This window comes from Thermostichus sp. MS-CIW-34 (assembly GCF_054060435.1).
Map to the genome: position 1 here is coordinate 42,329 of NZ_JBSSDE010000020.1, position 13,476 is coordinate 55,804.

Sequence of the window (13,476 nt, forward strand, 5' to 3'; positions counted from 1 at the left end):
GAGTTCGGTAGGGAGAGCTGGGGATCCCTGCAGCGAAGCCAGTTTATGGTCGTTGCCCCTGCCCTTGCCCCGGCCCCTTTCCCAGAAGGAGAGGGGAGCTGGGAAGCCATGGAATCTTGAACCGAAATGTAAAAAAAGGTAGGCTCATCGCCTACCTCTATGGGATCCTTTTTCCCTATTAGGAAGTTGCCTAACCTCTAGGCCATCAGGAGACAACGCTCACTTTGACCACTTGGGCTTTTTCAGAGTCGGCCTTCGGCAAGGTGAGGGTGAGGATCCCATCTTTGTATTCGGCTTTCACCTGATCGTGTTTGATCCGGTTCGGCAGTGGGATCACCCGTTGGAAGCGCCCGTAACGGAATTCAGTCCGGGTTACCCCTTTGTCTTCAGAGCGCTTCTCAAATCGCCGTTCCCCAGTGATGGAGACCGCTTCGGCTGTGGCTTGGATATCCAAGTCGTTGGGGTTCAAGCCGGGCAGCTCCAGCTTCAGGGTAATGGTTTCGGGATCATCGTGCATCTCCACTGCCGGCATGAAGGCGAAGCCGTCAGCTTCGGTGGTGCGAGGGATCAGCCGGTCGAACATCCGGTTCATTTCCCGTTGAATTTCGTCAATTTCCCGAAATGGATCCCAGCGGACAAGAGCCATAGAGCATCCTCCTCCTCTATTACTTTGCTTTTTTGACTTCCACTTCGAGTTTGGAGCTTAGCTTTCGGGGCTCAACTTTAGAGGTATAAGCAAAACCTCTATGCTTCTAGTGTATTCAAATCTATTCCGAGAAGTGTAGGGTTTTCTGGAATGTTTCTTAGGTGTTTACCCTACAGGTTTATCCATCCAAAACCCTCTGGGACTCCGTATGTTTGGGGCGGCGATGGAGTTTTGTGGGTAACCACATACTGAGACCGGTGGCCACCATCACCAGCAGCCCCAGTCCGTTTAAGAAGGGGTAAACCGCTTGCAGATCGAGGGGGCCCCACTGCCCTTTGTGGATTTGGATCAGCCAGTAGTAGTCGAAGTTTTCGTTAAGGCGGGCAATTTGATAGAGGGATCCCGTCAGCACCGTCACCACCAAAGGCAAGGCCAGGATGGGGGCAAGGGTGCGGTGGATGCGGCGGATCCTCTTTGGATTCAGGGCCATTGAGCTTTCTCCAGGGCAATGGGGCGATCCCTGCCATGCTATCAGGGCGACCCAGGGCAGATTTGGAATCCTACTCCACCCTGCTCAAGAACGGATCCCGAGCAAATCCTCGATCTTGGGCATTTGCTCGGGGGGGATGACCCGCCCTTCGTCCTCAAAGCCGGGGATCTCGTGGAAGTTGAGGTAGCGATACAGCTCGCCGGCAAAGGGCTGGATCTTGGTGGAGACGATCTCTCGGTACTCCTCAGGGGTGGGGATCCGGCCCAAAAGGGCGCAGGCAGCGGCCAGCTCGGCGGATCCCAGATAAACCCGCGCGTCTTTGCCCATGCGGTTGTTGAAGTTGCGGGTGGAGGTGGACATGACGGTGGCCCCATCTTCCACGCGGGCTTGGTTGCCCATACACAAGCTGCATCCCGGCATTTCCGTTCTGGCCCCGGCGGCAGCAAAGGTGCCGTATACGCCTTCCGAGCGCAGTTGTGCCTCATCCATGCGGGTGGGCGGACAGATCCAGAATTGGCGCACCTTGGCCCGCCCTTGGCCTTCCAGGATTTTGGCGGCGGCGCGGTAGTGGCCGATGTTGGTCATGCAGGAGCCGATGAAAACTTCGTCAATCTTGATCGGCGTATCGGGGTTGCCGGCGGCGTGTTGGGCATGGACTTCGCTCAGGGTCATCACCTTGTCGGGATCGTTGGGGGCACAGACAATTGGCTCGGTGATGGTGCTGAGGTCGATTTCGATGACTTCGGCGTATTCAGCGTCGGCATCCGCCTCCAGGAGGGTGGGGCTGGCCAGCCAGGCTTCCATTTTGGCGATGCGCCGCAGCAAGGTTCTCGCATCCTGGTAGCCGCGGGCAATCATGTTTTTCAGCAGCACCACGTTGGAGCGCAGATATTCTGAGACCGTCTCGAGGCTCAGCTGGATGGTACAGCCGGCACAGTTGCGCTCTGCCGAGGCATCGGTAAACTCAAAAGCTTGCTCCACCTTCAGATGCGGCAGGCCCTCGATCTCCATGATGCGCCCGGCAAAGACGTTTTTCTTGCCTTTTTTCTCAACGGTGAGCAGCCCCCTCTGAATGGCCACGTAGGGGATGGCATGGACAATATCCCGCAGGGTGATCCCCGGCTGCAGTTCCCCCTTAAAGCGCACCAGCACCGATTCCGGCATGTCCAAGGGCATCACCCCCATGGCGGCGGCAAAGGCCACCAGACCGGATCCCGCCGGGAAGGAGATCCCCAAGGGGAAGCGGGTGTGGGAGTCGCCCCCGGTGCCGACGGTATCCGGCAGGAGCATGCGGTTGAGCCAGGAGTGGATAATGCCATCGCCGGGACGCAGGACAACGCCCCCGCGGGAAGCGAAAAAGTCGGGCAGCTCTTTGTGGATCTGGATGTCCACCGGCTTGGGATAGGCGGCGGTGTGGCAGAAGCTCTGCAGCACTAGGTCGGCGTTGAAGCCCAGACAGGCCAGCTCCTTCAGCTCATCGCGGGTCATGGGGCCGGTGGTGTCCTGGGATCCCACCGTGGTAATGAGGGGCTCACAACTGGTGCCCGGGCGCACGCCTGGCAGCCCACAGGCTTTGCCCACGATTTTTTGCGCTAGGGTATAGCCTTTGCCGGTGTCTGCCGGTGGAGTGGGGCGGATAAACAAGGTCGAGGGAGGCAAACCCAAGGCTTGGCGGGTTTTGTCGGTGAGGGCACGGCCAATCAACAGGGGAATACGTCCCCCCGCCCGCACTTCGTCGGGGAGGGTCACGGGCCGCAGGGAAAAGGTGGAGAGAACCTGGCCGGCCTCAGAGCGGATCACGCCTTCGTAGGGGCAAATGGTAACCACCATGCCGGTTTCCAGGCGGGAGACATCGCACTGGATGGGCAAGGCCCCGGCATCTTCGGCGGTGTTGAAGAAGATGGGCGCAATGGTGCCCCCCAGGATCACCCCCCCAGCCCGCTTGTTGGGCACATGGGGAATGTCGTGGCCGATGTGCCAGAGCAGCGAGTTGAGGGCGGATTTGCGGGAGGATCCCGTGCCTACCACATCCCCCACAAAGGCAACGGGATGGCCGCGGCGCTTCAGCTCGGCAATGGTAACCAGGGATCCTGGAGCGCGGGACTCCAGCATGGCTTGGGCGTGGAGGGGGATATCCGGGCGGGTGGTGGCGTGGGCGGCGGGGGAAAGGTCATCGGTGTTGATCTCGCCGGCAACCTTGAACACTGTTACAGTGATGGCTGCGGCCAGGGGAGCTTTGGCGGTAAACCATTCGCCCTTGGCCCAGGACTCGATCACCTGTTGGGCATAGGCATTGCCGGACTGGCTCAGCTCCAGCACGTCGTGAAAGGCATCGAAAACCAGCAGGGTGTGGCTGAGGGCGCGGGCTGCTGCCGCTGCAATCTCACTCCGGGGATCCCGCAACAGATCCAGCAAAACTTGGACGTTGTAGCCCCCCAGCATGGTGCCCAAGAGCTCCACCGCCCGCAGGGGAGTGATCAACGGGGATTCAACCTCCTCCTTGGCCACAGCGGCCAAAAAGCCCGCTTTCACATAGGCGGCTTCATCGACCCCCGGCGGGACGCGCTCTGTTAAGAGGTGCAACAAAAAGGCTTCTTCGCCGGCAGGCGGGGCCTTCAGGAGCTCGCACACCTGGCTGGTCTGGGCAGCGTTTAAGGGCAGCGGCGGGATCCCTTGGGCCTCGCGGGCAGCGGCGTGTTGGCGGTATTCGGCCAGCATGGGGGTTTAGGCACTCGACGTGGGTATTTATTCTACCGCTAGCTCGGCAGAGGAAAGGTCCTCGAGAAGGGATCCCATCCGCTGGCGGTAACTCAGCTTGGCCTAGGATAGCTCCGCCAACAGCTCTTTTTGGTAAAGGCCAATACAAGCCTGGATCAAGTCGTCCAGCTCCCCATCCAAGATGGGCTGCAGAGGGAAATTCTGGTTAAGGCGGTGGTCGGTAACGCGGTTGTCCTTGTAGTTGTAGGTGCGAATTTTTTCCGAGCGGGATCCCGTTCCCACCTGCATGCGCCGAGCAGAGCTAATGGAGGCCTGTTGCTCCTGCAGCTTCATCTCGTAGAGTTTGGCCCGCAAAATCTGCATGGCCCGCTGGCGGTTCTGCAGTTGGGAACGCTCCTCGGTACAAAACACCCGGATCCCGGTGGGCTTGTGGAGAAGATCCACCGCCGTCTCCACCTTGTTCACGTTTTGGCCGCCTGCCCCCCCAGAACGTGCCGTTTTGATTTCGATGTCTTTCGGGTCGATGACCACCTCCACCTCGTCCACCTCTGGCATCACCGCCACCGTGGCCGTCGAGGTGTGGACACGGCCTTGCGCTTCGGTGACGGGCACCCGCTGCACCCGATGCACGCCAGCTTCAAACTTGAGCTTGCTGTACACCTGATCCCCTTGAATCTCCAGGATCGCCTCTTTGTAGCCCCCCAGCTCTCCTTCCGATAGGCTCGCCAGACGCACCGACCAGCCCAGCTTTTCGGCGTAGCGGGTGTACATGCGGGCCAGATCCGCCGCCCACAGCGCCGCCTCCTCCCCACCGGTGCCGGCGCGAATCTCCAACATAATGTTCTTGTCGTCGTTGGGATCCCGGGGCAGCAGCAGCAGGGTGAGCTTTTCCTCCAGTTGTTCTTGGCGGGCCCGCAGTTGCTCAAGTTCCGCTCTTGCCATCGCCTCCAGCTCCGGGTCGGAGGCCGATTCCCGCAAAAGTTCTTCCGTCTGTTGCAGATCGCGATTCAGCTTTTGCCAGTCGTGAAAAGCCTGGACGGTGGCCTCCAAGGAGGAGCGGGCCTTAGCAATCCGCTGCAGCTCAGCTGGATCCGTGGCCACGTCTGGATCGGCCAAGCGCACCGTCAGCTCCTGAAAGGTGGCTTCGACATTCTTAAGCTGGTCGATCAGTTGAGCAGAAGCCATAGACTTGCGATACCCAGGAATCCAAGTATTGCCCACACCCAGATGGGGGAACCTCTACTTGGCCTTTTTGCCACCGCTCATGCCGTATTTGCGCATGAACTTCTCCACCCGGCCTTCGCTGTCGATGATCTTCTGGCTGCCGGTGAAAAAGGGATGGTTGCCCGACCAAACATCCACCTTGAGCTCCGGCTTGGTGGATCCCACCGTCATCACCACTTCGCCGTTGCAGATGACTTTGGCTTCTGGATACCACTGCGGGTGCAATCCTTTTTTGGGCATAACCCTTTCCTCCTCTGGGCCTGTTTCTATACCCTTGTCTATCAACATCTTCCTCTAAAAACAACGGCAGGGATCCCTAGCGCTTCGAGTACTGGGGAGCCTTGCGGGCCTTGCGCAGGCCGTATTTCTTCCGCTCCACGGCGCGCGGATCCCGTTTCAGATAACCCTCTACTTTCAAAGGGCCGCGATTGGCCGGATCCACCTCACAGAGGGCGCGCGCCACCCCCAGCTTGATCGCATCCGCCTGGCCGTGAACGCCGCCGCCATGGGCTCGCACCAGAATATCGTAGGAGTTTTCCAGACCAAGGATCTCCAGCGGCCCCTTCACACTGGCCAGCAGGGCTTCTTGATACTGCAGATACTGGTCTCCCGGCCTGTCGTTGATGATGATTTTGCCCGTGCCGGGCACCAAACGCACGCGGGCAACGGCGGTTTTGCGGCGTCCGGTTCCCCAATAAACGGCTCGTTGGCTGCTCGCTTGAGTCATGCTTTGGCTCCTGGGATCGTGTTGAGGGGATAAACCTGGGGTTGCTGGGCCTCATGAGGGTGGTTTGGCCCGACATAAACTTTCAACTTGGTGAATTGCCGCCGGCCCAAACGGGTGTGGGGCAACATTCCCTTGACCGCTTTTTCCACCACCCGCTCCGGCAGCCGCGCCTGCAGTTGGGCAAAGGTTTCCACTTTCATGCCGCCAGGACGGCCGGAGTGGCGGCGGTAGAGCTTTTGGGTGCGCTTTTTGCCGGTAACTACCACTTTTTCAGCATTGATCACAACCACGTAGTCCCCCGTATCCAGGTGAGGGGTGAAGTCCGGTTTGTGCTTACCCCGCAAGAGGGTGGCCACAGCGGCGGCCAAGCGGCCCAGGCGCTGATTGGCAGCATCCACCAGATACCAGCGGGGCGCCAGAGTTTCGGGGTTGGGAAGGGGAGTTTTGTTCATGGCAGGCAAGGAAACATATCAGGACAAGCTTGGAGATCGCCCAGATCAACCGCAGGAATGGGCCAACGCAGCCGGCGACCGGAGGGCGGAGGGAGGCTCTGTGGGCAAGGCCCAAAAGGGCAGCGAGTGGGCGAACTGTTGACCGAAGGGATCCGCAGCATAGCCCACATCCGTCAGGCACAGCCCTTGCGGAGGAGCGCTGTAGCGGGTGCGCATCTGGCTCCAGTCGTTGTGTTGCCACAGGTGGACAAACTGTGCCGGGCTGAGCTGGCCCCGGCCCACCACCTCTAGGGATCCCACCAAGAGCCGCATCATCCGGTAGAGGAAGCCGCTGGCCTGCACCTCGATGCTGATCAAGTCCCCCAGCCGCTGGCAGAGCACCTCCTGCACCTGTACCCGCGAGTGGGGCCGATCCGATCCCCGCCGCCGGAAGGCTTCCAAGCTGTGCTCCCCCAGCAGGGAATTCAGGGCTTCCGCCATCGGCTCCACCTGCAGAGGCCAACGCACTTGCCAGCTAAAGAGGCGCCAGAACACATCCGGTCGCTCCCGGTTCAGGATCAGGTAGCGGTAGCGGCGCCAGCGAGCCGAAAAGCGGGCGTGCCAGGAGTCAGGCACTTGAGCAGAAGCCAGCACTACCACATCTTCCGGCAGACAGTCGTTCAGCACCCTCGACCACTCCGCCGCAGGGATGCCGGAGGTGGTGTCGAAGTGGGCCACCTGGCCTGCAGCATGAACCCCCGTATCGGTGCGACCGGCCCCATAGAGGGTTACCGGATGCCCCGCCCGCGACGCAATCGCCTCCTCCAGCACCCCTTGCACGGTACGGCGGGCTGCCTGGCGCTGCCAGCCATAGAACCTGCTGCCGAGGTACTGAATTCTCAGGGCAATGCGACGGTACGGCATGGATCCCTTTCCGCTACACCAGCTCGATGACCGCCATTTCTGCTCCATCCCCCCGCCGATGCACGGTGCGCAAGATGCGGGTATAGCCACCGGGCCGATCCCGGTAGCGCTCAGGAGCCTGCTCAAACAGGGAGCGCACCAGCTCCTTGTCGTAGATGTAGGCCAGCGCCTGTCGCCGCGCCGCCAGGGATCCCTCTTTGGCCAGGGTGATCATCTTCTCGGTGGTGGCCCGAATGGCTTTGGCGCGGGCTTTGGTGGTGGTGATCCGCCCTTCCCGCAGCAGAGCCGTGGTCAGCGCCCGCATCAGGGCCTTGCGCTGGTCGGCGGGCTTATTGAGGTGGGGGGTACGACGGCGGTGGCGCATGGTAACCTCTGTCTTGTGTCCTACACTCTTCGGGGATCCTTGCGTTTTGACGCGGTTGTGCTAGCGGTGCAGATGCTTGAGACGGAACCTAAACTCTAGGCCTTGCCTTTTTCGCGGGTGCGGGGCAGTGTCAGACCAAAGCGGGCTTTCAAAGCCTGCACCACCTCTTCGGCAGACTTCTGGCCAAAGTTTTTGATCTCCAGCAGATCTTCCTCGGTATAGAGCAGCAGATCGGCCACCGTGTTGATCTGAGCTCGCTTCAGACAGTTGTAGGCCCGCACCGAGAGCTGCAGCTCCTCGATGGGGATCTGGTTTTTTTGGTTGTCCTCTTCTGGCTTGGGCGGCACAGGAGCATCGAAGCTGACCTCCTGCAGCGGTGCGAACAAGCCCACCAAAATGCGGGCCGCTTGGCTGAGGGCCTCTTGCGGGGTGAGGCTGCCGTTGGTCCAGATTTCCAATACTAGCCGATCTTTTTCCAGGAATTGGCCCACCCGAGCTGCTTCCACAGCGTAGTTCACCTTGCGCACCGGCATGAAGACAGAGTCGATCTGCAGAAAATCAATCGCCATCGCTTTGCTGTCGGAGTAATCGACGGCGCGGTAGCCATGTCCCCGGCCAATCATGAACTCCATTTCCAAAATCGCCCCTTCCGCCAGGGTGGCAATGTGGTGACGGGGGTTGATCACCTCCACATCGCTGGGCAATTGCAGCTTCTCAGCAGTAACTTCCCCTGGCCCCTGAGCCACCAAGCGGCCCACCTGAGTCTCGGGGGAACTGGAGCGCAGCACCAGCTCCTTCATGTTTAGAAGGATCTCCATCACGTCTTCCCGCACCCCCGGCACCGTGGAAAACTCGTGGGTCACCCCGGCAATGCGTACAGCAGTCACCGCCGTCCCCTCCAGATTGGAGAGCAACACCCGCCGCAGGGCGTTGCCCACCGTGATCCCTTGGCCGCGCTCCAGCGGCCCCAAAGCAAATTTGCCGTAGTGAACGCCGTTATCATCCCGATGAGATTCAACACACTCGGTCTGGTAGGCAACAGCACTTGCGCTCGCTCTGCTGCCCAGAGAGTGGGAGAGGGTTCGGCTGGTTTGAATCGTCATGGTGGCCCCGTCCGTCTGGCTCGATATCCGTTTGGAGAACTGATGAAACTTCGAGGTCATCTCACGCTTGGGCAGACCTTCGCTGGGGCATGGCGTAGCTCTGGAGAAACCCCCCTACAGACGCTCGACCAGCCCTCAACGCGGGATCCTTCAGACACGCCGCCGCTTGGGAGGACGGCAACCGTTGTGGGGAATGGGGGTAATATCTCGAATCAGAGTAATTTCCAGGCCCGTTGCCTGTAGAGCGCGAATGGCGGTTTCTCGACCGGCTCCCGGCCCGCTGACCATCACTTCGATCTGGCGCATGCCGTTCTCCATGGCTTGACGCGCCGCACTTTCTGCTGCCATTTGGGCGGCGAAGGGAGTGCCCTTTTTGGCCCCTTTGAAGCCCGTAGAACCTGCCGAGGCCCAAGACACCACATCGCCGTTGGGATCCGTGATGGTGACGATGGTGTTGTTGAAGGTGGACTGAATGTAGGCCACCCCATTGGGGATGTTCTTTTTGACTTTACGTCCGCGCCGTTGCTGCCGAGCCATGATCCAGGTGTCCTTGCAATCGACTGTTTGGGGTTGGGATTCGGGATGGTGGAAGAGTTTTGCCTTCCGCGCAAAGCCGAGCGACTACTTCTTGGCAGGAGCTTTCTTCTTGCCGGCCACCGTTTTCCTGACCCCCTTGCGGGTGCGGGCGTTGGTGCGGGTGCGCTGGCCACGCACGGGCAGACCCAGGCGGTGGCGACGACCTCGATAGGTGCCAATGTCGATCAGCCGCTTGATGTTCATCGCCTCCTGGCGGCGCAGATCCCCTTCCACCTGGTATTCGCCCTCCACCACCGTTCGCAGGGCGGCCACCTCAGCGTCGGTGAGGTCGCGGGTACGAGTATCCGGATTGATACCGGTCTTCGCCAAAATCTGGCGGGAGCGGGTTAGCCCAATGCCGTAAATGTAGGTGAGGGCAATCTCCACTCGCTTTTCTCGGGGGATGTCAACTCCCGCAATCCGTGCCATAGTCAGGGGTACCTTATCGAAATCAAATCAAACCAAGTTGCCTGCCTGAGATGGGATTTTTATTCAGGGGGATGTGGCCGTGGAGATGCTGGTCTTGGGATCCATGCTCACCGAGAGGTCTAGCCAACGTTTTGCTCGGTTGTGTCGGAAGCCTTTGCCTCTGTCTCCCGTTGCAGGCTGAACCCACCCACCATCGACCCTCTAGCCCTGCCGCTGCTTGTGCTTGGGGTTGGAAGAACAAATGACCATCACCCGACCGTGGCGGCGGATGACCCGGCATTTTTCGCAGATCCGACGGACGGAAGGCCGTACCTTCATGGTTGATCCTGACAAAACCAGCGAATATCCATTCTATGTTCGTCTGGGCAGCCTGTCAAAAAATGGGTTTGGGCTTTCCGGCACCGAGGGGACGGTCGGGTTGGCTATGCTGGTTGGGCAAGGATCTCCTGAGTCAAAGCAGGCGCGGCTGTGGAGTGAGGAAGGTCATGCGGTGGCAATGGCTGGTTGTGCTGAGCAGCGTGCTGGGGCTGGGATCCCCCGTGCTGGGGCAAGGGATCCCTTTGCCGGAGGCAGGCTCTTCCTCTGCGGTGGAGAACTTTTCGACGGACGGGAACGGCCTGAGGACAGAGGGGGATTGGCTTTTGCCGTTGCGCAGCTCTGCCGATCGCATCGATGGGGTACCGGATCGGGGCTGGGTTGCGGTTGGGCTGTTGGAGGAGCAGGCCGTGACCCTGCTGGATGGGGCCAGCGGGGATCCCCTGTGGCAGGTGGCGGTGGGGTTTGCTCCCAGTGTGGTGCGGGTGGATGAGGCACGGCAGGTGGTCTACGCCTCTGGCCCCAATGCCCCTGGGCTGGTGGCCCTCGATCTGCTGACGGGGGAGCTGATTCAGGCTTATGGGTTGCCGGCGGGAGTTTTGGATATTGCCGTGGATGCGGCCACAGGGCGGGTTTTTGCCTCCCTGCCCTCTGCCCAGAGTTTGGCGGTGATGGCTGCTCCCCTTCGCAGCAGCGGTGCGGAGCACAAACGCCAAAGCGCCCCCTCAGAGCAGCCGCAAGCCCGCAATTTGCCGATGCCCGGCCCCCCCTTGGCGCTGGCCTATGATGCGCAGCGGGGATCCCTGTTTGTGGGCCTAGCCGGGGAGGATCCCCTCAGTTTGCTGGTGGTCAACCCAGACAATGGGGAGTTGTTGGCCCGTTGGCGCGGCGGCAATACTCCGGAAGCGATGGCTTTGGATGCCGAACGGCAACGCTTGGTGGTGCTCAACTCCGGCAGCCAAGATCTAACAGTGCTGGATCTGAGCCGCAGCGGCGAGGCCCTGCAGCGGGTTGGCCTGGATTGGCGACCGACGCGGCTGGCCCTTTCCCCGGATGGACGTTGGGCTTACGTGACCTCCCGCGATAGCGACCGCCTGCAGCTGGTGGATTTACAGACGGGGCGATTGGTGGCCTCGCTGCGGCTGCAGGGACAGCCGACGGGTCTGGTGATGCTGGGGGAGCGGGATCTGTGGGTGGTGGCAGCAGGGATCCCGGCCTTGCGCCGTTTGCAGGATATTCAGGCTCAAGTTGGCGACGGCGGGACAGAGGTCCTGAACGGGGGAGTCCCCTCTCCAGGCAACCGCGGTGTGGTGACCGGGCGGGTGCTGGATATTGCCGGCCAACCCGTTCAGACCGGGGTTTTGCACTTGGCCGCCACGCCAACCCAACCCCAGCAAACTGTTCGCATTGCTGCCGACGGCACTTATGTGCTGCCGGAACTGCCGGCTGGCCTGTATTTGGTAGATGTGGAGGTGCCGGGTTTTCCCCTGACCAGCACCCAGGTGGAAGTCCGGGCCGGCTTTGTCTCCACTCAGGATATTCGCCTGCCGCCAGGGGAACCGACCCGCCAGCCGGAGGGCATTGGCCTTTTGCCGGATGAACCCGTTTACTCGGATGAGCTGGCCCGCCACCTCAGCATGGCCCTGAAGGAGTTGCAGCCCCAGCGACCGGTACTGCTCTTGAAGGGGCCTCTGGGGCCGGATCCCTGGTTTGAGCCGCTTCTGCCCCTCACCCAGGGCCTGACTTTGTTGGATCGGGATGAGCGCTACACCTCCGATTTGGCCAAGCTGAAGGTGATCGGGGATGCCCTGGGATTGCGCTACATCCTTTTGACCCAGATGCAGATCTCGCGGGACTACAACCGCCAGGGCAACTCTCTGCTGAATACAGCCTTACGCTTTGTGGCCCCGACGGTGCCGGTGGAAATTCCCAATTTCACCCCCAACCAGTTGCGCAGCCGCGGGGTGGTGGTGGTGGTGGACTTGCAGAGGGATCGGCCTGGGGATCGGGCTCGCTACTACGAAGCCTATGGGCGGGATGATGTGGGCGGGGATCCGATGTTTGAAGATGCGGCAGCGGGCCTATTTCGGCTGCAGGTGCGCAACATGGTGCCGGTGTTTGTCCAACAATGGCAAACCAACAACCCCTTTTCTGGGTGAGGATCCCTGCAGCAGGATCTTGCCCTGTTCGCGTCAGGGGTGCGGAGCAGAATAGAACCGACTGCTACTACCGGGTGCAACCTTCGCCATGCCTTTTTTCTTCTTTCATCCTCTCCGGCACAGGATTAGCTATCGCTACGCAACGCTCTCGCGAACAGGCAGTCTGGCCCTCTGCGGCTGGCTGGCACTGGCTTCAGGAGCGCTGGCTCAGGCTCCGGCCACCCCCATTCCGCGGTTGACGCCGTTGTTTCCCTCCCAAAACAGAGGGCAGCCCCAGGGAACGGCGCGGCTGGTGGGGCAGGTGAGCAACAGCGTGGGGCAACCTGTGGCGGGGGCACAGGTGCAGTTGGAGGGCATGGAGAACCCCAATCAGCCGATTCAAACCGATGAGCGGGGCGCTTTTGAGCTAGACCAAGCCCCAGCCGGGCGTTGGCTGTTGACGGTGTGGCACCCCGACTATGAAAAGGCAGAGCAGGAGATCCTCCTGCAAGCGGGCCTGACCACCCCTGTGGATGTGGTTTTGCAGGTGCCGATTCGGCCTCAACCCCGCCGTCGCCTTGGCATTTTGGGGGTGGGAGGGTTGGAGCATACCCAACTGTTGGGCCAGCGCCTGGCCATAGAGGCGGTGCGTCTGGGCTTGATCCCCAACGGCGAGAAGGTGGTGCCTCTGGACAACCGTCGCATTCAGCCCATTTTGCAGAAGGTGGGCTGGCCCATCTACGAACTGTTTGAGTGGGATCGCCGCAAGCCCGAAGCAGTAGGCCAATTTTTCGATTACCTGGGCCTGGAAGCCATCGTCATTGCCCGCGTCGATGTCCTCACCCGACCGGCTTCGCCAACGGAGTTGAGCCTGCGTTCCCGCAGCCGCCTGGAACTGTGGCGGTTTGATGAGCAAGGCAACCTGGTGGCGGATGTCTTGGCCGAGGCCAGTCGCGATCAGGTGGAGCGGGGCAACCTCAATGCTGCCGAGCTGGCCCAGCTTTATCAAATCCAAGTCACCCAGATGGCTGCTGAGGTGGGATCCCGCTGGAAGGAGCATCACCCGCTGGCCCAGTACCTAGAACTGGCTCAGGGAGAAGCCCCACCCCCACGCTCTCGCCTGGATACGGCTGTGGAGCTGCGCATCCCCTCTGCCACACCGACTCCCTAGGTCTTAAGCAGAACAGCTCCGGGATCTCTTCTGTTGTCGTGAAAGGGATTGTCCTGTAAACTACCCGACTCCGACCGCTAAAGCGGTACGGAGCGGGCTTTCAGTAGCCCTGAGCCTGCTCTGCCCTACCAGAGAACAAAACAGGCCCGAACCTCTAGGCTGGTTTACGGCAGCCCCCAAGAGCGCAATCACATTCGCACCATTCAAATCCGCATCCCCT

At 60.8% G+C, this 13,476-nt stretch carries 15 protein-coding genes and 1 pseudogene; 2 read left to right on the forward strand and 14 right to left on the reverse strand.

Annotated features, from left to right (window positions below; genetic code table 11):
* Nucleotides 1–205 precede the first annotated feature (205 nt).
* The 13 genes from ACVWYY_RS08540 to rpmJ all read right to left on the reverse strand — a co-directional run bounded on the left by ACVWYY_RS08540 (nucleotide 206) and on the right by rpmJ (nucleotide 9,950).
* A complete protein-coding gene (locus ACVWYY_RS08540; protein ID WP_011433199.1) occupies nucleotides 206–646 on the reverse strand; it encodes an Hsp20/alpha crystallin family protein in 441 nt (146 codons plus the stop codon).
* Between the two features lie 178 nt (nucleotides 647–824).
* Nucleotides 825–1,136 carry a PepSY domain-containing protein gene (locus tag ACVWYY_RS08545; protein WP_414383494.1) on the reverse strand — a complete coding sequence of 104 codons (312 nt, stop codon included), beginning with the start codon at nucleotides 1,134–1,136 and terminating at the stop codon, nucleotides 825–827.
* 84 nt (nucleotides 1,137–1,220) lie between these two features.
* Nucleotides 1,221–3,854 carry a bifunctional aconitate hydratase 2/2-methylisocitrate dehydratase gene (acnB, locus tag ACVWYY_RS08550; protein ID WP_457440249.1) on the reverse strand — a complete coding sequence of 878 codons (2,634 nt, stop codon included), beginning with the start codon at nucleotides 3,852–3,854 and terminating at the stop codon, nucleotides 1,221–1,223.
* Between the two features lie 102 nt (nucleotides 3,855–3,956).
* Entirely contained in the window at nucleotides 3,957–5,039 is a 1,083-nt protein-coding gene (gene prfA / locus ACVWYY_RS08555) for a peptide chain release factor 1 (protein ID WP_011433196.1), read from the reverse strand.
* A 54-nt stretch (nucleotides 5,040–5,093) separates the two neighbouring features.
* The gene (gene rpmE, locus ACVWYY_RS08560; RefSeq protein WP_011433195.1) at nucleotides 5,094–5,318 is read right to left on the reverse strand and encodes a 50S ribosomal protein L31; all 225 of its coding nucleotides are present in this window, start codon (nucleotides 5,316–5,318) and stop codon (nucleotides 5,094–5,096) included.
* 76 nt (nucleotides 5,319–5,394) lie between these two features.
* A complete protein-coding gene (gene rpsI / locus ACVWYY_RS08565; protein WP_011433194.1) occupies nucleotides 5,395–5,805 on the reverse strand; it encodes a 30S ribosomal protein S9 in 411 nt (136 codons plus the stop codon).
* The gene (gene rplM / locus ACVWYY_RS08570; protein WP_457402598.1) at nucleotides 5,802–6,257 is read right to left on the reverse strand and encodes a 50S ribosomal protein L13; all 456 of its coding nucleotides are present in this window, start codon (nucleotides 6,255–6,257) and stop codon (nucleotides 5,802–5,804) included. The genes rpsI and rplM overlap by 4 nt, the downstream gene beginning before the upstream one ends.
* A gap of 45 nt (nucleotides 6,258–6,302) precedes the next feature.
* Nucleotides 6,303–7,160 (reverse strand): tRNA pseudouridine(38-40) synthase TruA, encoded by an 858-nt coding sequence (truA, locus tag ACVWYY_RS08575; RefSeq protein ID WP_414409114.1) that lies wholly within the window; start codon nucleotides 7,158–7,160, stop codon nucleotides 6,303–6,305.
* 13 nt (nucleotides 7,161–7,173) lie between these two features.
* Complete coding sequence (rplQ, locus tag ACVWYY_RS08580; protein WP_011433191.1) at nucleotides 7,174–7,524, reverse strand: 50S ribosomal protein L17; 351 nt, start codon at nucleotides 7,522–7,524, stop codon at nucleotides 7,174–7,176.
* A 95-nt stretch (nucleotides 7,525–7,619) separates the two neighbouring features.
* The gene (locus tag ACVWYY_RS08585; protein WP_457402600.1) at nucleotides 7,620–8,627 is read right to left on the reverse strand and encodes a DNA-directed RNA polymerase subunit alpha; all 1,008 of its coding nucleotides are present in this window, start codon (nucleotides 8,625–8,627) and stop codon (nucleotides 7,620–7,622) included.
* A 150-nt stretch (nucleotides 8,628–8,777) separates the two neighbouring features.
* Nucleotides 8,778–9,164 (reverse strand): 30S ribosomal protein S11, encoded by a 387-nt coding sequence (gene rpsK, locus ACVWYY_RS08590; protein WP_011433189.1) that lies wholly within the window; start codon nucleotides 9,162–9,164, stop codon nucleotides 8,778–8,780.
* A gap of 84 nt (nucleotides 9,165–9,248) precedes the next feature.
* On the reverse strand, nucleotides 9,249–9,632 hold the full coding sequence (gene rpsM / locus ACVWYY_RS08595; protein ID WP_011433188.1) for a 30S ribosomal protein S13: 384 nt from the start codon (nucleotides 9,630–9,632) through the stop codon (nucleotides 9,249–9,251).
* Nucleotides 9,633–9,833: 201 nt separating this feature from the next.
* Complete coding sequence (gene rpmJ / locus ACVWYY_RS08600) at nucleotides 9,834–9,950, reverse strand: 50S ribosomal protein L36 (RefSeq protein WP_011433187.1); 117 nt, start codon at nucleotides 9,948–9,950, stop codon at nucleotides 9,834–9,836.
* A gap of 167 nt (nucleotides 9,951–10,117) precedes the next feature.
* Between rpmJ and ACVWYY_RS08605 the strand changes: the two genes are divergently transcribed.
* Nucleotides 10,118–12,106: a carboxypeptidase regulatory-like domain-containing protein gene (locus ACVWYY_RS08605; RefSeq protein WP_457402602.1), complete on the forward strand. Its 1,989-nt coding sequence runs from the start codon at nucleotides 10,118–10,120 to the stop codon at nucleotides 12,104–12,106.
* A gap of 88 nt (nucleotides 12,107–12,194) precedes the next feature.
* Nucleotides 12,195–13,256 (forward strand): carboxypeptidase-like regulatory domain-containing protein, encoded by a 1,062-nt coding sequence (locus ACVWYY_RS08610; RefSeq protein WP_457402604.1) that lies wholly within the window; start codon nucleotides 12,195–12,197, stop codon nucleotides 13,254–13,256.
* 60 nt (nucleotides 13,257–13,316) lie between these two features.
* Here the strand turns inward: ACVWYY_RS08610 and ACVWYY_RS08615 are convergent.
* A pseudogene (locus ACVWYY_RS08615) lies at nucleotides 13,317–13,476 on the reverse strand (RNA-guided endonuclease TnpB family protein); the annotation flags it as partial.